Annotated in this window: 15 protein-coding genes and 3 tRNA genes; 12 read left to right on the top strand and 6 right to left on the bottom strand. The window is 64.9% G+C overall.

What is annotated here, in order from left to right; genetic code table 11:
* The first annotated feature begins 81 nt into the window (after nt 1–81).
* Both V5F78_RS07205 and V5F78_RS07210 read left to right on the top strand, forming a co-directional pair.
* Nucleotides 82–858 carry an AzlC family ABC transporter permease gene (locus tag V5F78_RS07205; protein WP_394069501.1) on the top strand — a complete coding sequence of 259 codons (777 nt, stop codon included), beginning with the start codon at nt 82–84 and terminating at the stop codon, nt 856–858.
* Nucleotides 855–1,202, top strand: a complete 348-nt coding sequence (locus tag V5F78_RS07210) for an AzlD domain-containing protein (RefSeq protein ID WP_394069503.1) — start codon at nt 855–857, stop codon at nt 1,200–1,202. Before V5F78_RS07205 ends, V5F78_RS07210 begins: the two co-directional genes overlap by 4 nt.
* A 176-nt stretch (nt 1,203–1,378) precedes the next feature.
* Here V5F78_RS07210 and glnA read toward each other — a convergent pair whose 3' ends face one another.
* Both glnA and V5F78_RS07220 read right to left on the bottom strand, forming a co-directional pair.
* A complete protein-coding gene (gene glnA, locus V5F78_RS07215; RefSeq protein ID WP_394069505.1) occupies nt 1,379–2,788 on the bottom strand; it encodes a type I glutamate--ammonia ligase in 1,410 nt (469 codons plus the stop codon).
* A gap of 42 nt (nt 2,789–2,830) precedes the next feature.
* Complete coding sequence (locus V5F78_RS07220; RefSeq protein ID WP_348845278.1) at nt 2,831–3,169, bottom strand: P-II family nitrogen regulator; 339 nt, start codon at nt 3,167–3,169, stop codon at nt 2,831–2,833.
* A gap of 215 nt (nt 3,170–3,384) precedes the next feature.
* Between V5F78_RS07220 and V5F78_RS07225 the strand changes: the two genes are divergently transcribed.
* Nucleotides 3,385–4,878 carry an NAD(P)H-hydrate dehydratase gene (locus V5F78_RS07225; RefSeq protein ID WP_394069507.1) on the top strand — a complete coding sequence of 498 codons (1,494 nt, stop codon included), beginning with the start codon at nt 3,385–3,387 and terminating at the stop codon, nt 4,876–4,878.
* Nucleotides 4,879–4,970: 92 nt separating this feature from the next.
* Here the strand turns inward: V5F78_RS07225 and V5F78_RS07230 are convergent, their stop codons facing one another.
* Nucleotides 4,971–6,230: a multicopper oxidase family protein gene (locus V5F78_RS07230; RefSeq protein WP_394069509.1), complete on the bottom strand. Its 1,260-nt coding sequence runs from the start codon at nt 6,228–6,230 to the stop codon at nt 4,971–4,973.
* A 263-nt stretch (nt 6,231–6,493) separates the two neighbouring features.
* Here V5F78_RS07230 and V5F78_RS07235 point away from each other — a divergent pair.
* From V5F78_RS07235 to V5F78_RS07265, 7 genes are all read left to right on the top strand, one after another.
* Nucleotides 6,494–6,578, top strand: a tRNA-Leu gene (locus V5F78_RS07235).
* A gap of 112 nt (nt 6,579–6,690) precedes the next feature.
* A complete protein-coding gene (gene tig / locus V5F78_RS07240; RefSeq protein WP_394069578.1) occupies nt 6,691–8,040 on the top strand; it encodes a trigger factor in 1,350 nt (449 codons plus the stop codon).
* Between the two features lie 79 nt (nt 8,041–8,119).
* The gene (locus tag V5F78_RS07245) at nt 8,120–8,752 is read left to right on the top strand and encodes an ATP-dependent Clp protease proteolytic subunit (protein WP_348845026.1); all 633 of its coding nucleotides are present in this window, start codon (nt 8,120–8,122) and stop codon (nt 8,750–8,752) included.
* A 402-nt stretch (nt 8,753–9,154) separates the two neighbouring features.
* The gene (gene clpX, locus V5F78_RS07250; protein ID WP_394046229.1) at nt 9,155–10,423 is read left to right on the top strand and encodes an ATP-dependent Clp protease ATP-binding subunit ClpX; all 1,269 of its coding nucleotides are present in this window, start codon (nt 9,155–9,157) and stop codon (nt 10,421–10,423) included.
* Between the two features lie 330 nt (nt 10,424–10,753).
* On the top strand, nt 10,754–13,171 hold the full coding sequence (lon, locus tag V5F78_RS07255; protein ID WP_394069511.1) for an endopeptidase La: 2,418 nt from the start codon (nt 10,754–10,756) through the stop codon (nt 13,169–13,171).
* A 211-nt stretch (nt 13,172–13,382) separates the two neighbouring features.
* Nucleotides 13,383–13,661, top strand: coding sequence for an HU family DNA-binding protein (locus V5F78_RS07260; protein WP_348845029.1), 279 nt, complete (start codon nt 13,383–13,385; stop codon nt 13,659–13,661).
* A 573-nt stretch (nt 13,662–14,234) separates the two neighbouring features.
* Nucleotides 14,235–14,310 (top strand) — tRNA-Val (locus V5F78_RS07265).
* A gap of 117 nt (nt 14,311–14,427) precedes the next feature.
* On the opposite strand, the gene V5F78_RS07270 is transcribed toward V5F78_RS07265, so the two are convergent.
* Together V5F78_RS07270 and V5F78_RS07275 are read right to left on the bottom strand one after the other, a co-directional pair.
* Nucleotides 14,428–15,312 (bottom strand): hypothetical protein, encoded by an 885-nt coding sequence (locus V5F78_RS07270; protein WP_394069513.1) that lies wholly within the window; start codon nt 15,310–15,312, stop codon nt 14,428–14,430.
* Nucleotides 15,313–15,424: 112 nt separating this feature from the next.
* Nucleotides 15,425–16,414, bottom strand: coding sequence for a hypothetical protein (locus V5F78_RS07275; protein ID WP_509276686.1), 990 nt, complete (start codon nt 16,412–16,414; stop codon nt 15,425–15,427).
* An 84-nt stretch (nt 16,415–16,498) separates the two neighbouring features.
* On the opposite strand from V5F78_RS07275, the gene V5F78_RS07280 reads away from it, so the two are divergent.
* Together V5F78_RS07280 and V5F78_RS07285 are read left to right on the top strand one after the other, a co-directional pair.
* Complete coding sequence (locus V5F78_RS07280; protein WP_394069517.1) at nt 16,499–17,425, top strand: GSCFA domain-containing protein; 927 nt, start codon at nt 16,499–16,501, stop codon at nt 17,423–17,425.
* Between the two features lie 180 nt (nt 17,426–17,605).
* Nucleotides 17,606–17,682: transfer RNA gene (locus V5F78_RS07285), tRNA-Asp, on the top strand.
* 134 nt (nt 17,683–17,816) lie between these two features.
* Here the strand turns inward: V5F78_RS07285 and V5F78_RS07290 are convergent.
* Entirely contained in the window at nt 17,817–18,896 is a 1,080-nt protein-coding gene (locus V5F78_RS07290; RefSeq protein ID WP_394069518.1) for an alpha-hydroxy acid oxidase, read from the bottom strand.
* Between the last annotated feature and the right edge of the window lie 5 nt (nt 18,897–18,901).

Below are 18,901 nucleotides of genomic sequence, written 5' to 3' on the forward strand. Positions count from 1 at the left end.
TCTGCAAAGGATGCAGACGCCGCCCCGGCATGTGATGCTAATTTGCGAACAACGCACTCCAGAACGGACCAGAAGCCGCCCGTGCCGCCCCCCGCCTCCGCTCCCGCCGAACCACCGCCGCTTCCCCCCGAAGTCGAACGCCTTGACACGCTGACGCCCCTCGCCTGGGCGGGGCGCGGCGCGCGGCATGCCATCTCTGTTCCCGGCGTCGTATTGTTTGCGGGCTATGTCGGCTTAGGCGGCCTGCTGCATGGCGTCGGCTTCCCCTTTTTCGCTGGCATGCTGTCCACGCTCCTGATCTGGGCGCTTCCGGCGCAGGTGATCCTGGCGGGCGGCATCGGGGCGGGAACGGCATTGCCGGCGCTCGCCCTCGCCATCGGCCTGTCGTCATTGCGATTGTTGCCCATGGCCGTGGCCATCGCCCCCTTCATGCGTGGCCACAGGCGCAATTTCTGGGCGGAGCTGCTGTGTTCCCACTATGTGGCCATGACCTTCTGGGTCGAGGGGCTGCGCCTGTTGCCCAAGATTCCCGGGGAAGGGCGGGTCGCGTTCGCGCTCGGGCTCGGCAATGCGCTGCTCGCCATCAGCCTCGCCGGCACGGCGGTGGGCTTCTTCCTCGCCGGCGAATTGCCGCCGATCCTGGCGGCCGGGCTGCTGTTCCTGACCCCGGTGTCGTTCTCGCTGATGATGATCCGCAATGCCGGTCATGATCTGATGGACTGGCTCGCGCTCGCAGCCGGCCTGCTGAGCGTGCCGTTCGTGGTCGGGTTGTCTGGCGGCGCGGACCTCATGATCAGCGGCATCGGCGGGGGAACCGTGGCCTATCTCATCGGGCGTATTCTGCGGAGGCGCGCATGACCACGCTTTCCGCAGAGGCTGCGGCGATCCTGGTGGTGATATTTGTCGGCTTCCTGCCCACGGAGATGTGGCGGGCGCTGGCCATGGTGGCCGGACGCAAGGTGGAGGCGGGCAGCGAGTTATTCCGCTGGGTCAAGGCGGTGGCGACCGCTTTGCTGGCCGCCGTGGTGGGCCGGCTGATCTTCGCGCCGGCCGGTGCCCTGGCCGAGATGCCGTTGTCCCTGCGGCTTGCCAGCGTCGCCATCGGGGTCGCGGTCTTCTTCGCCTGCCGGCGCTCGATCCTGCTTGGAGCGCTCGCCGGCGAAGCGATGCTGCTGGGCGGGGCCTGGTGGTTTCTGGGCTGAGACCGCTCGCGGGGTGCGATCCGGCAAAAAAGAAGGGGCGCCAAAAAGAAGGGGCGCCAAAAAGAAGGGGCGCCAAAAAGAAGGGGCGCCAAAAAGAAGGGGCGCCACTTGGGCGCCCCAGCCGGGAGAGTCACATCTGAAAAGAGACCGGCGGCGCACCGCCGGCCGGATCGGCATCAGACCGAATAATACATCTCGAATTCAACCGGGTGCGGCGTCATTTCGAAACGCATCACTTCGGTCATCTTGAGATCAATATAGGCTTCGATGAAGTCCGAAGCGAAGACGCCGCCCTTCTGGAGATAGGCATTGTCGTCTTCCAGCGACTTCAGCGCTTCGCGCAGCGAACCGCAGACGGTCGGGATCTGCTTCAGCTCCGCCGGGGGCAGGTCGTACAGGTCCTTGTCCATGGCCGCGCCGGGGTCGATGCGGTTCAGGATGCCGTCCATGCCGGCCATGAACAGGGCGGCGAACGCGAGATAGGGGTTCGCGCCCGGATCGGGGAAGCGGACCTCGACGCGCTTGGCCTTGGGATTGTTGGTGTAGGGGATGCGGCAGGAGGCCGAACGGTTGCGCGCGGAATAGGCGAGCAGAACCGGGGCTTCATAGCCGGGCACCAGGCGCTTGTACGAGTTCGTCAGCGGATTGGTGAACGCGTTCAGCGACTTGGCATGCTTGATGATGCCGCCGATGTACCACAGGCATTCCTGTGAGAGGTCGGCGTATTTGTCGCCGGCGAACAGCGGCTTGCCGTCCTTCCAGATCGACTGGTGAACGTGCATGCCCGAGCCGTTATCGCCGAACACCGGCTTGGGCATGAAGGTCGCGGTCTTGCCATAGATGTTGGCGACCTGGTGGATGCAATACTTATAGATCTGCAGATGGTCGGCCATGGTGACGAGCGGGCCGAACTTCAGGCCCAGTTCGTGCTGGGCGGAGGCGACTTCGTGGTGGTGCTTTTCCACCTTGGCGCCCATCTTGGCCATGGCGCCGAGCATCTCGGAGCGCATGTCCTGCGCGCTGTCGAGTGGCGGGACGGGGAAATAGCCGCCCTTGGTCTTGATGCGGTGGCCGAGGTTGCCGCCTTCATATTCGGTGTCGCCGTTGGACGGCAGCTCGACGGAATCGAGCTTGAAGCCCGTATTGTACGGGTCGGCCTTGAAGCGCACGTCGTCGAAAATGAAGAATTCGGCCTCGGGGCCGAAATAGACCGCATCGCCGATGCCGGTGGACTTCGCGTAGGCTTCGGCCTTCTTCGCGATGCCGCGCGGGTCGCGCGCATAGGGCTCGCCGGTGGTGGGCTCCAGCACGTCGCACACGATCGACATGGTGGTTTCGGAGAAGAAGGGGTCGATGCAGGCGGTCGCCGGATCGGGCAGGAGCTGCATGTCGGATTCGTTGATGGCCTTCCAACCGGCGATGGACGAGCCGTCGAAGGCGGTGCCTTCGCTGAACAGGTCTTCGTCAACCATGGAGAGGTCGAAGGTCACATGCTGCCACTTCCCGCGCGGGTCGGTGAAGCGCAGATCGACGTATTTCACGTCATTGTTCTTGATGGAGTCGAAGACATCCTTGACCGTAGACATGCTGGTAAGTGCCTTTCCTCTAGTACTATTCTTGGTACTTTATTAAATGGCGTCGAGACCAGATTCGCCCGTACGGATGCGGATCGCTTCCTCAATGTTGGAGACGAAGATCTTGCCGTCACCGATGCGGCCGGTCTGCGCGGCGCGACGAATCGCGTCAACGGCTTTTTCGACCATGTCGTCGGCGATAACCACCTCGATTTTCACTTTCGGGAGGAAATCGACCACGTATTCGGCTCCGCGATAAAGCTCGGTATGGCCCTTCTGCCGCCCGAAGCCCTTCGCCTCGGTCACGGTGATGCCCTGGAGACCGACATCTTGCAGCGCCTCCTTCACCTCGTCGAGCTTGAAGGGTTTAATGATGGCCTCGATCTTTTTCATGCGCTCCGTCTCCCTGGCCCGTCCCACCGGCAAATTGGCCGAGCCGGTTTCCCCTTAAGCAGGATGCGTGCCATGCGCGGCAATACATGACCTCTTCCCGGCTCATTGGCAACCGCGCCCAATAAATAGACAATGTGAGTAAGAAATAGGCAATTTTTAATATGCGTATCGACAGTTAATGGACGGGAATTAGGCAAGGGGCGAGGGAGACCCAAATGATCGAGCTTCTGGACCCCGTAGAAATGGGTCAGGCCGACCACCTGGCCATGGCTGCCGGAATCGCAGGCAGCGTGCTTATGGAGCGGGCCGGCACCGCGGTGGCCGATACGGTGGGCCGGCAGGCGCTATCGACGCGGGTCACGATCCTGTGCGGACCGGGAAACAATGGCGGAGACGGATTCGTCGCCGCACGGGTGCTGAAACAGCGCGGTTTTCGCGTCCGCCTCGCCCTGCTGGGAGATCGCGCCGCGCTGAAAGGCGATGCCGCCGGCGCGGCGGAGCGCTGGAGCGGCGCGGTGGAGGAGGCGGCCACTTTCGATCTGGCAGAGACCGACCTGATCGTGGATGCGCTCTTCGGTGCCGGCCTTGCCCGTAATCTTGACGGCGCCGCGCGCGCCCTGGTGGAGCGCGTGGCGGCAAGCGGCAAGCCCATCGTCGCGGTGGATCTGCCGTCGGGCCTTGATGGCGCCACGGGCGCAGTGCGGGGTGCGGCGGCACAGGCGGTCGAGACGGTCACGTTCTTTCGCCGCAAGCCGGGCCACCTGCTGCTGCCGGGCCGCACGCTCTGCGGCCGGGTGCGGGTAGCGGATATCGGCATTCCCGACACGGTGCTCGAAACCATCCGACCGCTCACATGCGTGAACGCGCCGGCCGCATGGGGTGCGCATTTTCCGGTTCCGGGCACGATGGGCCACAAATATGCGCGCGGCCATGCGGTGGTGGTGAGCGGCGGCGCCTGGACGGCGGGCGCGGCGCGGCTGTCGGCGCGCGGGGCGCTGCGGGCGGGGGCGGGGCTGGTCACCGTTGCCTGCCCGAGCGAGGCGCTGGCGATCCATGCCGCATCCTATGCCGCGATTATGATGCGCCCGTGCGAGGCACCGGCCGATCTGGGCGCCTTGCTGGAGGATCGTCGCCTGTCCACGGTCGTGCTCGGGCCGGGGCTCGGGGTCGGCGCGCGGACACGGGACCTGCTGGAAGCGGCGGCCGGTGCGCACCGCAGCCTTGTGGTGGACGCCGATGGCCTCACCAGCTTTGCCGGGGCGGCGGACCGCCTCGCCGATCTGCTGGGCCGCTGCGCCGGGGCGGTGGTCACTCCCCATGACGGGGAATTCGCCCGCCTGTTTGCCGGGCACGCCGACATTCTCGACGCCCCGTCGAAGCTCGCGCGGGCGCGGGCGGCGGCGCGCATGCTCGGAGCGGTGGTGGTGCTGAAGGGCGCCGATACGGTGGTCGCCAGCCCGGACGGGCACGCATCCATAGCCGAGAACGCCCCGCCGATGCTGGCGACGGCAGGTTCCGGCGATGTGCTCTCCGGCTTCATCGGCGGGCTGTTGGCGCAGGGCATGGAGCCCTTCGCGGCCGCGAGCGCCGCCGTCTGGCTGCACGGCGAAGCTGGAAACGAGGCCGGGCCGGGCCTCATCGCGGACGATCTGCCGGAGTCCCTGCCGGCGGTCTATAGCCGGCTTATCACAGATCTTCCGTCCCGCTGAGCGGCCGTCGGTGGGTGACGGCGGCGCGGGGGCCTCCCGCGCCGTGTGATCATCGGGTCAGGCGAGATGCCGACCCCGTCCGCTCGACTCCGTCAGGCCACGTCGTAGGACTGGGCCGCGACGATGGCGCCGTCGCCGCCGCGCTGGCCGATCACCGCCCATTTGCCCGCCGTTCCAGCCACGAGGGCCGCACGGACCGTGGCGCGGGGCGCGACGGGAATGGCATCGTGCCACCAGGGCTTCCAGCCGTCGTCCACGCCGTCCAGGATGCGGGCCGGGCTGCCGTGCAGCAACACCGCGACCGGCGCATCCAGCTTGTTCACCAGCGAGAGCACAACGCTTTGCCCCAGCTTCACCGTGCCGAGACTCGGGAAAGACGAGAGCGAGGCCTCACCGGAGAGCGGCACTTCGAAGCGCGCGGCATTCTCCAGCGGGATCTTTTCCGGCAGGCCATTGGAGGGCAGGGCCTCCGGCGCCGGCAGGGCCTGGCCCTGGGCGGAACTGCCGGCACCGACCGGCACCACCAGGGCGAGTTGGATGGGCAATTGGGTGGTTTCCACATCCAGGCGGATGGGGTCGGCTGTGCCCACGTCGAGGGTGAGGTCGATGCGCCCGCCGGGGGTCAGCTGGACGCGGCCGTCCTTCAGCGCGAACGGTTGCACCGGCTGGCCATCCACCGCCAGCACGAAGCACGGGGCATCGCCGATCTTCAGGCGCAGGAACTGCGCGCTCGCATTGATCAGGCGCAGCCGCGCGCGCCCGCCGGCCGGGGCTTCCAGGGTTGGGGAGACGGCGCCGTTCACCGTGAGCAACGGCACGGTCATCTTCGGATCGGGCGACCAGGCCTGGACCAGCAGTGTCAGGTCGGCGGAGAAGGGCGAGGGCTGCGCCTCCTCCACGATGAACGCGCCGACCAGCGTGCGCGACGCGCGCTCCGGCACGAAGGCGCGATAGAGGAAGGTGCCGGCGTCGGGCGGGGTGAAGGCGATATCGCCCGTCGCGCCGCTGGCAATGGCGTTGCCGGTGAGGCCGGGCACGCCGTCCACCGCGTTGGGAACGCGCACGCCCTGCCAGTGCAGGGACAGCGGCGCGCCGATGGCGTTTTCCACATGCACCGCGAAAGCCGCGCCCCGCTTCACCCGCAGCACCGGGCCGGGAATGGATTCGCCGAACAGGGCGATGGGGGACTGCCCACCAAGCTCGGCGCGCACGGTGTCGGCGGCCTTGAGCCGGTTCGCTGTGTCGGGCGGGCTTTCCACCTGGGCGCGTGCGGCGCGCGCGAACGGGGCGCTGAGCGCCAAAGCGGCGGCTCCGGTGAGAACCGCACGACGGGAAGGGGCCGGGACGCGCAAGGCAGCTCTCCTGGAAATGAACGGTTGAGCGGAGCGGACCTTCTCCCGCCGCCGGGCAAAGGGCAAGCCAGATTTACCATCGCGGCCGGCGCGCGGGAAAATTCCCGAGGATGGCCGCGAGACCGGCGCTCTGCGGTGCTTTTTCTTGCTGCACGGTGACGGCGGCATGATATAAGCCCCAGCCCGGCCGGTGCCGATTCAATCGGTCGCGCACCAGGAGAAGCGCGCCTCGCGCGGCTCCCGAGTGCGTGAAACTCGGGCACGCGGGCGTGGCGGAACTGGTAGACGCGCGGGATTTAGGTTCCCGTGACGAAAGTCGTGGGGGTTCGAGCCCCTCCGCCCGCACCACGTCACCGGACCGCACCCTTTCAGGATGCGCCATGCGCCTTGCCGGACGCGGCGCACTTTGAGTTTTGATGGAATGACACCGCCGCGGCGGAAAATGAACGAAGGCAAGACGATGCAGGTGACCGAAACCCAGGCCGACGGCCTCAAGCGCGCCTTTCGCGTGGTGCTTCCCGCGGCGGACCTGGATGCCAAGGCCAATGGCCGCCTGACCGAGCTCAAGGGCCAGGTCCGTCTGAACGGCTTCCGCCCCGGCAAGGTGCCGGTCGCCCATCTCAAGCGCGTGTACGGCAAGTCCGTCATGGCCGAGGTGATCGAGCAGGCCGTGACCGAAGCCAACGGCAAGATCGTCGAGGAGCACGGCTTCCGCCTCGCGCTTCAGCCGCGCGTCGAGCTGCCGAAGGATGAAGCCGAGGTTACGAGCGTCATCGAGGGCAAGACCGACCTTGCCTATACCGTCGAGCTTGAAATCCTGCCGGTGATCGAGCTTGGCAACTTCAAGGACATCTCCATCGAGAAGCTGGTGGCGAACGTGTCCGACGCGGAAGTGGACGAGACCCTGAACCGGCTCGCCGATTCCAACCGCCCCTATAGCGAGAAGCAGGGCGCCGCCGAGAATGGCGACCGCGTCACCACCAATTTCGTCGGCACCATCGACGGCGTGGCGTTCGAGGGCGGCTCGGGCGAAGGCATCCAGGTGGTGATCGGCTCGAACAGCTTCATCCCCGGCTTCGAGGAGCAGCTGCTCGGCATTTCCGCCGGCGAGACCCGCACCGTCAACGTGTCCTTCCCCGAGGCCTATGCGGCGCGCGAGCTGGCCGGCAAGGCGGCCGCGTTCGAGGTGACCGCGACGCTCGTGGAAACGCCCGGCGAACTGGTTCTGGACGACGAATTCGCCAAGAGCCTCGGCCAGGAGAGCCTGGACAAGCTCAAGGAGCAGGTGCGCGCCCGCATCACCCAGGAGCATGCCGGCGCCAGCCGCCAGAAGGTGAAGCGCGCGCTGCTCGACGCGCTCGACGCGCAGCACAAGTTCGACGTGCCCCCGACCCTGGTCTCGCAGGAGTTCGACGGCGTGTGGCAGCAGGTTCAGCAGGACCTGACCGCGCAGGGCCGCACCTTCGAGGACGAAGGCACCACCGAGGACGCCGCGCGCGGCGACTATATGCGGATCGCCGAGCGTCGCGTGCGCCTCGGGCTGGTTCTTGCGGAAATCGGTGAGCGCAACAATATTCAGGTCAGCGACGATGAAGTGACGCGTGCGGTGGTGGAGCGCGCGCGGCAGTTTCCCGGACAGGAACAGCAGGTGTGGGATTACTATCGCCGCAATCCGCAGGCGATGGCCTCCGTCCGTGCCCCCCTGTACGAGGAGAAGGTCGTCGACTTCCTCCTCGAGCTCGCCAACGTGACCGAAAAGCCGGTTTCCCGCGAAGAGCTCTACAAAGAGGAAGACGAGAAGGCGGCCTGAGCCTCAGGTCGTCACCTGCTTCCACTGCGACGATATCGCGCGGCGCACCCTTCCGGGTGGCCGCGCCTGAGGATGCGAGATGCGCGACCCCATTGAGACGTACAACAGCTACCTGGTTCCCATGGTGGTCGAGCAGACCAACCGCGGGGAGCGGTCCTACGACATTTATTCGCGCCTGCTGAAGGAGCGGATCATCTTCCTCACGGGGCCGGTCGAAGACGGCATGTCCACCCTGGCGGTGGCGCAGCTCCTGTTCCTGGAAGCCGAGAATCCCAAGAAGGAAATCTCGATGTACATCAACTCCCCGGGTGGAGTGGTGACGTCGGGCCTCGCGATCTACGACACCATGCAGTTCATCCGCCCGCCGGTGTCCACGCTGTGCATCGGGCAGGCGGCTTCCATGGGGTCGCTGCTGCTGACGGCGGGCGAAAAGGGCCTGCGCTTCGCGCTGCCGAACGCGCGAATCATGGTGCACCAGCCCTCCGGCGGGTTCCAGGGCCAGGTCACGGACATCATGCTCCACGCCCAGGAAATTCTCAGCCTCAAGAAGCGGCTGAATGAAATCTATGTGAAGCACACCGGCCGCACCTTCGGCGAGATAGAGAACGCGCTTGAGCGTGACAACTTCATGACCGCTGCGGCCGCGCAGGAATTCGGCCTGATCGATTCCGTGCTCGACCAGCGCCCGGCGGAAGAGCCCGCCAAGGCCTGATCCGCCCCTTTTTAGGGGCCATTTGGACGCACGGCTCTTGCGTGCAGTGCAAGATCGCGCTTGCATGGGGCCATGAGCCGGCATTCGAACCGGCTGTGGCGGTACCCTGTGGTTCTTCCCGCCTAGGGACACTGTTCAGGGATTCCGCCACGGCAGGCCGTGTCGAGTGGCGTCACTGCATTGATCGGGAAGCTTCACCTCTTTTCGACGATGCCATCCTCAGGCAAGCGGTCTGGGCATAATCTGTGCATGTGCCTTGATTGCAACGCGAGAGGGTGATTGGCTGAACATCGGCCGAAAGCCGAACGGTTCCGGATGCGGCCCAAGCCGCCTCTGGTCCTGAATTTGGTCCAACGTCAGCGCGCCACGGCGGGCGGACGGGCAGACCGGACGGAGAAGAAGATGAGCAAGACCGGCGGCAGCGACAGCAAGAACACGCTTTACTGCTCGTTCTGCGGCAAAAGCCAGCACGAGGTCCGCAAGCTCATCGCAGGACCTACGGTCTTTATTTGCGACGAGTGTGTCGAACTGTGCATGGATATCATCCGCGAGGAGTCGAAATCCTCGTTGGTGAAGTCGCGGGATGGCATTCCGACCCCGAAGGAAATCCGCAAGGTCCTGGATGACTATGTCATCGGCCAGGAGCATGCGAAGAAGGTCCTCTCGGTGGCCGTGCACAACCATTACAAGCGGCTCAACCACGCCACGAAGCATGGCGACGTCGAACTGGCCAAGTCCAACATCATGCTGATCGGGCCCACCGGCTCGGGCAAGACGTTGCTGGCGCAGACGCTGGCGCGCATTCTCGACGTGCCGTTCACCATGGCCGACGCCACCACGCTCACCGAAGCGGGCTATGTGGGCGAGGATGTGGAAAACATCATCCTCAAGCTGCTCCAGGCCGCCGATTATAACGTCGAGCGGGCGCAGCGCGGCATCGTCTATATCGACGAAATCGACAAGATCAGTCGCAAGTCCGACAATCCCTCCATTACCCGCGACGTGTCGGGCGAGGGCGTGCAGCAGGCGCTGCTGAAGATCATGGAAGGCACGGTCGCGTCCGTGCCGCCCCAGGGTGGCCGCAAGCATCCCCAGCAGGAATTCCTGCAGGTGGATACGACCAACATCCTGTTCATCTGCGGCGGCGCGTTCGCCGGGCTCGACAAGATCATCTCGACCCGCGGCAAGGGCGGCACCTCGATCGGCTTCGGCGCCAAGGTCGCGCCGGTGGAGGAGCGGCGGCCCGGCGAAGTGTTCCGCGAGGTGGAGCCCGAGGACCTGCTGAAATACGGCCTGATTCCCGAGTTCATCGGCCGTCTGCCGGTTCTGGCGACGCTCGGCGATCTCGACGAGGCGGCTCTCAAGCAGATCCTGTCCGAGCCCAAGAACGCGCTGGTGAAACAGTATCAGCGCCTGTTCGAGATGGAGAACGTGGATCTGACCATCCACGAGGAGGCGCTCGGCGCCATCGCCCGCAAGGCGATCGAGCGCAAGACCGGCGCCCGTGGCCTGCGCTCCATTATGGAAGGCATCCTGCTCGACACCATGTTCGACCTCCCCGGCCTTGAAGGCGTGGAGGAAGTGGTGATCAGCAAGGAGGTGGTCGAGCAGGGGGCCCGGCCGCTTTATATCTACGCCGACCGTGTCGGCGATGCCGGCGCCAGTGCGTGACGCTCCGCATTCCGCTCAAGCCCCTCGCGCCGAGCGCGCGGGGGTGGTGTCTAAGCTTGCCCACGGCGCGGCGTTTCTTTCCGGCGGAACGGGATCCGGCACTTTCGAGCCGAACCGCCTGAGACTTGATCCGGCGATCTTGAAACCCGTGGGTCGGCTCTCCATTTCAATTTCGAAGAATCCGGTCTCCGGGCTCGGTACTCGTGCCTCTCGCGGCTTTGCCCCTTCTGCACTGTCCGCTCCAGCATTGAAATCCCGCTCCCGTCCCGGCTGCGCTGCGCAGGCGGACAGGCGTCCGTCTGTGCCGGCGTCAATAGAAAGGATTGGGTCATGACGAGCCAAAAGCCGCGCCCCGCGCTCGTTGCCGGCGTCTCTCAGACGTTCCCGGTGCTTCCGCTTCGGGATATTGTTGTTTTCCCCCACATGATCGTTCCCCTCTTCGTCGGCCGCGAAAAGTCCATTCGCGCCCTGGAAGAGGTCATGCGCGGCGACACCTATATTCTCCTGGCGACCCAGGAGAATGCCTCCGACGACGATCCGGCCACCGACGCGATCTACAATGTCGGCACGCTCGCCACCGTGCTGCAATTGCTGAAGCTGCCCGACGGCACCGTGAAGGTGCTGGTGGAAGGCATCACCCGCGCGCAGGTGGTCAAGTACACCGAACGCACCGACCTCTACGAGGCCGAGGCGATCACGCTCGACGACGAGGTCGGTGACCGCGTCGAGGGCGAGGCGCTGGCCCGCTCGGTGGTCAACGAGTTCGAAAATTATGTGAAGCTCAACAAGAAGGTGTCGCCCGAGGTGGTCGGCGTCGTCGGTCAGATCGACGACCATTCCAAGCTCGCCGACACCATCGCCTCCCATCTCGCGGTGAAGATCCCCGAGAAGCAGGGCGTGCTGGAGACCATCAAGGTCGCCGAGCGCCTGGAGAAGGTGCTTGGGCTGATGGAGAGCGAAATCTCCGTGCTCCAGGTGGAGAAGCGCATCCGCACGCGGGTGAAGCGCCAGATGGAGAAGACCCAGCGCGAGTATTATCTCAACGAGCAGATGAAGGCGATCCAGAAGGAACTCGGCGACGAGGACGGCCGCGACGACCTTCAGGAGCTGGAAGACCGCATCAAGAAGACCAAGCTCTCCAAGGAAGCCCGTGAAAAGGCGACCCACGAGCTGAAGAAGCTGCGCCAGATGTCGCCCATGTCGGCGGAAGCCACCGTGGTGCGCAATTATCTGGACTGGCTGCTGTCGATCCCGTGGGGGATCAAGAGCAAGGTCAAGAAGGACCTGCCGTTCGCCCAGTCGATCCTCGATGCCGATCACTACGGCCTCGACAAGGTCAAGGAGCGGATCGTCGAGTATCTCGCCGTGCAGAGCCGCGCGAACAAGCTCTCGGGTCCCATCCTGTGCCTCGTCGGCCCTCCGGGCGTCGGCAAGACCTCGCTGGGCAAGTCCATCGCCAAGGCGACGGGCCGTGAGTTCGTGCGCGTCTCCCTCGGCGGCGTGCGCGACGAGGCGGAGATTCGCGGTCACCGGCGGACCTATATCGGGTCCATGCCCGGCAAGATCGTGCAGTCGATGCGCAAGGCGAAGAAGTCCAACCCGCTCTTCCTGCTCGACGAAATCGACAAGATGGGCGCGGACTTCCGCGGCGATCCGTCCTCGGCCCTGCTGGAAGTGCTGGATCCGGAGCAGAACTCCACGTTCAACGACCATTATCTGGAGGTCGATTACGACCTGTCGAACGTGATGTTCGTGACCACCGCCAACACCCTCAACATCCCGCCGGCTTTGCTGGACCGGATGGAGGTGATCCGCATCGCCGGATACACCGAGGATGAGAAGGCGGAGATCTCGCGCAAGCATCTGATCCCGAACGCGATCCAGAAGCACGGCCTGCAGCCGAAGGAATTCGCCATCGACGATGGCGCCCTGATGCTGCTGATCCGCCGCTACACCCGCGAGGCGGGCGTGCGCAATCTGGAGCGCGAGCTCTCCACACTGGCCCGTAAGGCCGTGAAGGAGCTGGTGATGTCCAAGCGCAAGACCGTCAAGGTCACCGCCAAGAACCTCGAGGAATTCCTCGGCGCGCCGCGCTTCCGCTATGGCGAGATCGAGGGCGAGGATCAGGTGGGCCTGGTGACCGGCCTTGCCTGGACCGAGGTGGGCGGCGAATTGCTGACCATCGAAGGCGTCATGATGCCCGGCAAGGGCAAGATGACGGTGACGGGAAACCTGCGGGACGTGATGAAGGAATCCATTTCGGCGGCGGCGTCCTACGTCCGTTCGCGCGCAGTCGATTTCGGCATCGAGCCGCCGCTGTTCGAGCGTCGGGATATCCATGTCCACGTGCCCGAAGGCGCCACCCCCAAGGACGGTCCCTCCGCCGGCGTCGCCATGGCGACCACCATCGTCTCGGTGCTCACGGGGATCGCGGTGCGGCGCGACGTGGCCATGACGGGTGAAATCACCCTGCGCGGCCGTGTCCTGCCCATCGGCGGGTTGAAGGAAAAGCTGCTCGCGGCGCTGCGCGGCGGCATCAAGACGGTCCTCATCCCTGAGGAAAACGCGAAGGACCTGGCCGATATTCCGGCCAATGTGAAGAACGCCATGGAGATCATTCCGGTCTCGCGGATGGACGAAGTGCTCAAGCATGCGCTGATCCGCAAGCCTGAGCCCATCGAATGGACCGAACGGCCCATCACCGCCGCCGTGCCGGACGACGATGCCGCTGGCGTGGTCGCTCACTGAGCGATTTCAAGTACTTAGCATATGAGGAGAGGCGGCCCCGAAAGGGTGCCGCCTCTTTTGTTTTGCGTCACGGAATGCGGGAAATCGTGCATTGATGCGGGTTTGTGGCGGATCGCGCTTGCAAAAGCCGCATTTTCCGTAAAGCTTCCCGCCCATCGCTGCGGGCTTTGATGTCCCTCGATTCGAAGATAACAACGGAAGGAACGGTCACATGACCACCAAGAACGAACTGATCGCCGCGGTGGCCGACGAGGCCAAGCTGACGAAGGCGGCTGCGGCGGCCGCGGTGGACGCGACGTTCGACATCATCGCCCAGGCCCTGCAGAAGGGTGAAGAAGTGAAGCTCATCGGCTTCGGCTCCTTCTCGGTGGTGAGCCGCGCGGCGCGCGAAGGCCGCAATCCCCGCACCGGCAAGCCGGTGAAGATCAAGGCTTCCAAGGCTCCGAAGTTCACGCCCGGCAAGGGCCTGAAGGAAGCCGTTAACGGCTGATCCTCCACCCGTGGGGGTGCTGCTTTGTCGCAAAGACCAAGAAGCGCCCCCCGGGGTCGCGGCGGCGGAACCGGGTGAAGGCGAGCGCTCTCTTCCCGCCCGCGCCCAGCGCCCGCCGCTGGAGCCCTTTGAGGCGCGCCAGAGAGGGCGGTTCGGCTTCAGGGCCCATCGCCGCCGGCACGGCCCATCGTCGATTCCAAGGGGTGTTTGACGCCTCCTGAGAGCCAAACCTATTTATCCGCGCCGGCTTGTTACTGATGCGCCGGAAGGCGCCGCAGGCCTTTGCGCGGCGAGCACCTTCGGGATGTGCGGTCGGAGGCGGGCAGGGGCCTTTTCCGGGACATGGGCATTGCTGCGCTGTCCCTCGCGCGGACGGCCCCGAACCGGCGCCCAATGGCGCTTCAAGCCCATTTCGTGGGCCTTGTTCGTGCGCGGCGTTGCTTTTGGGGATGCCGGCGCGCACGGCTTGCGCGTGGAGCGCACGACGCTTAAAGCTTTTCTCGCGCCTGGGCATCGGGCGCGCGGCCCGCATGCCGCATGGCGGGGCGGCGAACGGGACTTACCCGTCAGGCCGGGCGGTTAGCTCAGTTGGTAGAGCATCTCGTTTACACCGAGAGGGTCGGCGGTTCGAGCCCGTCACCGCCCACCATTTTTCCCCTGCGGCGACCCACCCCGGCTGTGTGGCATCGGCGCTTGGCATGCGATGCGCACCCTCAAGACCACGAACGCGCAGCGCGCCTTGCCAGATGCTGGCCGGCACCTTGCCTTAGCGGGCGGCCAGATACAGGGCCCTTAGATGCGGATGATCGTCTTCGCGCATCTGCCGGTTCGCCGTCTCAACCGCCGTCCGTTCCTCCGGCGTGAGGGCGATCGGTGGCGCGATCTCCCCCGCGCCATTCATGCTGATGTCGTGATAATGGATCAGGCAAATCGGATCCTGCGACCTGTGATGCCGGGGCGCGGGCTTTAGGTGCACGAAATAGTTCAGGTTTGAGGGAGCGGGCGAAAAAGGCACCCCGGAGACCCGGAACGCCAGCATCGCGCTCACCTGATCAACGTGGGAGGCTTTGCCGTCCCGGCGCAGCGGCGCGCTGTGATCCAGCAGCCAGAGCGCCCACCGCTTCCACTCGGTCTGAAAGCTGCGCGCCAGGCCGCTTGGAATGCCATAGAAACCGCCATTGGCGTTTCCGACCACTGTCTGGTCCCCCGTCGCGTCCGTGAGCATGAGAGGGGCGGGCGCGCCGCTGGCCGCCGCGAGGATCTCCAGCAGCGTATCGAGGCGGGGATTGGGGCCGTCGACCACCTTTGCCTGGATGGAATCGCCCTGGAGAAGGGGTCTTGGATCGCCAACCGCGATCATGTCGGTGTCGAGCAGGACGAACCGCTCGCACGCCTGATCCCAAATATTTGGCAATTGGGAGATCTTATTGCACCATTTTCCGTCGCCGAACGGTTCGAGCGGGTGCACGGCATAGCCCTGGGCGCGAAAGATCTCTCCGATTTCCGCCGACACGCGCGGGGTGATCTGAATGGTCACGTCGCTGCTGTTCGTGGCGCCGTGGCGTAAAAGAGATTTGGCAAGGTGCCACGCTTGAAAGGCGTATTTAGGATGTTCATCGACGATGAATGAATAAATGACGCGCCCGCTCATGGCATCACGTGTTTTGCCGCGCCAGATGCTTTCGTCTGATCATGGGCACGTGGCGCCGGCATCGGTCCCATTCGTTTTATCTAAAGATAATTTGTGGGCTTAATTGAACTTTTTACACGGGCATTGTCAAATTCGGCGACCCATCATGGGGTGGCGTGGCCAAGTCCAAGCTATAGATATCCCGAAAGGCGGAGACGCTCTCGGCCGCCAAGGCCTGAATGCGGGTGATCTCGCCGGGCTCGATCTGCAGGGGCCGTGCGGCGCCGTCGGCCAGCCGGTCCAGTTCCTCGACCAGCCGCACCGCGTCCTGTTTTTGTTGAACCCCGAGCGTCTCACGGTTCATCACGCGAAGCAAAGCCACGCCAAGTGAGCCGACCGTTCTATTCTCTCGGGGAGCGGCGGGGTCCAGATCCCTGATGCCGAGCGCGGCCAGGACATCGCCGACGGTATTTCCGCCATAGCGGAACGGGCGCACCGTTCCCGCTCCCAGTGCCTCCTCGACCGCACGGATATAGCCGATGTAATCGAGATGAATGGAAAACCGGGGGCGATCGAGCATTTCGCCGAGGGAGAGGTCTTCGCCATAGCAGGGCCCGCTGCCCCGTGGATTTTTCAGCATCTGAATGTAGAAGCTGCGGATAAAGGATACGGGCTCGCGAAAAAAAGCCCAGACCTCCAGCGGAAAGCGCGCGGACAATTCTTGCAGCGCGCCGCGCCCTTCCGGCGAAAAATCCCACCACCGGTGAAACAGGCCTTCGGACGACAAGATCATCGTGTGGGTATCCGGGCGGGCCTCCTCAAGCGCTGCGGCGAGCATTCCCCTAAAATCGCGCGGATCTTCCCTCATCAGGCCGCCGATCATCCATTGATGCTTCGGTTCCGGCGGCGGGGTGATGCCCGCGCTTGGATACAAGACGCCTCGGTCGCGCAGCGCATCGCGGTGCCGGTGGAGAAAGAGTTGCAGCGATGTCGTCCCGGTCTTGGGCGTGCCGGCGTGCAGGATGATTTTCAGCCGCTCCTCCTTCTTCTTACGCTGCGAACAGCGGCGGCGGGCATCCGGCTGCCGAAGCCTCATTTTGACGGCGCTTTGCCCGACGCGCATTCGTCCATATGTTTGAGCGCGTCAGGTTTGCCATTCTGGAGGCTGCATGGCCAGCTTGCCGATGTGTCGATGAAAGGACGCCAGATGGTCGCACTGGAGCAGATCACCAGCAACCGAAACGGTCATCGGGCGGTGTTCAATGGATCATGGTATCGCGGTCCTGAGACCAATTTCATCGCCTCCAAGGCAGAAATTGAGCACACGCCCGCCTGCGTCGATCGCTTGGTCATGCACGGATGGGTGCCGCAAACCAAGTTCATTACAAAGAACGTTTGTATTACAGCATTTGGAAGCTGTTTTGCTGCTTACGTGACACGGTATCTCCTGGATAAAGGCTATCATGTCAGCGGGGGAGACCTGAGTAAACAATCCCATATCGTCCGCTTTGGAGAGGGGATGGTGAACACCTTCGCCATTCTCCAGCAGCTTGAATGGGCGCTGGAAGGCAAGCAGTTTCCCGAAAATCTGTGGTTCTCGGAGGACAAGGAAATCGCGTCCCTGGATCCGGCGGTTCAGGACGCCACGCGGCGGATCATTCAAGATACGGATGTGTTTATTCTCACCCTCGGCCTCGCAGAGATCTGGATGGATAAGCGCTCTGGTGATGCCTTGTGGCGGGCGGTGCCGGCGCACCTGTTCGATGATGCGATCCATGGATTTCGCGTCTCGTCCCATCAGGAAAACCTGGACAATCTGCGCAGGATTTGTGCGATCATCCACGCCGCCAAGCCGCAGGCGAAGATCATCTTCACGGTCTCTCCCATTCCGCTGATGGCGACCTTCCGGCCGGTCTCCTGCTTCACGGCAAATTCGGTCTCTAAGAGTATCCTGCGCTCCGCGGTGGATGAACTCATCCGGGACAGCAAGGATGACCGACTGTTTTATTTCCCGTCCTATGAAATCGTGAAAGATTTCTTCAACGATGCCTTTGCGGAGGACAATCGCCATCCCCGCGATGAAGTCGCTGCATTTACGATGCAGACCTTCGAACGTCATTTTTGCGGGGACTGATCGCCCAAAGGCGGAGCATATGGGATTGGCGGGCGCCAAGCCCCGCCACAGCGTGCCGCCTGGGGGAAGGGCGAGTTTTGCACAGGCCGGCTAAAAATGCGGGCGGTTCGCTTGACTTGATCCGGGCCGCGCCTTATCACCCGCCATCTCGACGCGCCGCCACGAAGGCAGCGTCGCTCGGGGGGTGTAGCTCAGTTGGTTAGAGCGCCGGCCTGTCACGCCGGAGGTCGCGGGTTCGAGCCCCGTCACTCCCGCCATTTATTCCCCATATCATGATCCGACCTGAGCCTGGCCCCGCGCCGCGCGACTTGCGTGCGCCTGCTGAAACGCCTCAAGGGCGCGGGCCGCCTCGGTCATGCTCAAGGCGGGCTTGGCGCCAAGATCGGCGCACTCACGCCCGCCACAGCACGCCGGAATCGATCTGCGCGAGGCTGGCGCGGCCGGTGAGCGCCATGGCGACTTCCAGCTCCGCCCGCAGCAGATGGACGGCATGCGCCACCCCCGCCGCCCCGGCCACGGCAAGGGCGTGGATATGGGGCCGGCCGATCAGCACGGCACGCGCGCCGAGGGCCAGGGCCTTGAGAATATCGGTGCCGCGCCGCACGCCGCCGTCCAGCAGCAAGGGCAGGGCGCCCGCCGTCGCCTCGGCGATCCGGGGCAGGGCATCGATGGTCGCCGGAACCGTATCGAGCGCGCGGCCGCCATGGTTGGAGACAATCAGCCCGGCCGCGCCCGCCTCCACCGCCCGCCGGGCATCGGCGGGGTTGAGAATGCCCTTCAGCACGATCGGCAGATCGGTGAGGCCCGCGAGCCAATCCAGGTCGCGCCAGGTGGGCGCGCCCTCCAGGAAGCCGGAGAAGAGCGGGCTGCGCCCGATTTCGGCGGAGGCGGGCGGCCCGGCGCGCATGCCCTGCAGATTCACCGGCGCGATGCCCGGCGGCAGGCGGAAGCCGGCGCGCTGCTCGCGGTTGCGCAGACTCGCCGGCGCGTCCACCGTCACCACCAGGGCGCGATAGCCGGCCGCCTTGGCGCGCCCCACCAGATCTGCCGTGAAGCCCCGGTCGTGCTGGATATAAAGCTGGAACCACAGGGGCCCCGTGGCGGCGGCGGCGATGCGCTCCAGGCTCTCGCTGGCCTGGGTGCTGACGACCGCCAACGCCTTGGCCGCGCCCGCGCCCATCACGCTCGCGATCTCGCCTTCCGGATGTACCAGCCGGTGATAGGCTACCGGCGCCAGCAGGATCGGATGTTCCAGGTCGAGCCCCAGCAGCGAGAGGCGGGTATTGGCGCCGGATAGGTCCGCGAGCACGCTGTTCTGAAGTTTCAGGCGAGCGAAGGCGGCGCGGTTTTCCCGCAGCGAGAGTTCATCGGCCGCGCCACCGTTCACGTAGGCGCGCGCGCTCTCGCTCATGCGCTGCTCGGCGCGCGCTTCATAATCGGCGAGGGCGACGGCGGGGGCTGAGGTATCCATGCCCC

It is taken from the genome of Roseixanthobacter glucoisosaccharinicivorans (genome assembly GCF_043195095.2).
Classification (GTDB): Bacteria; Pseudomonadota; Alphaproteobacteria; order Rhizobiales; family Xanthobacteraceae; genus NCEH01.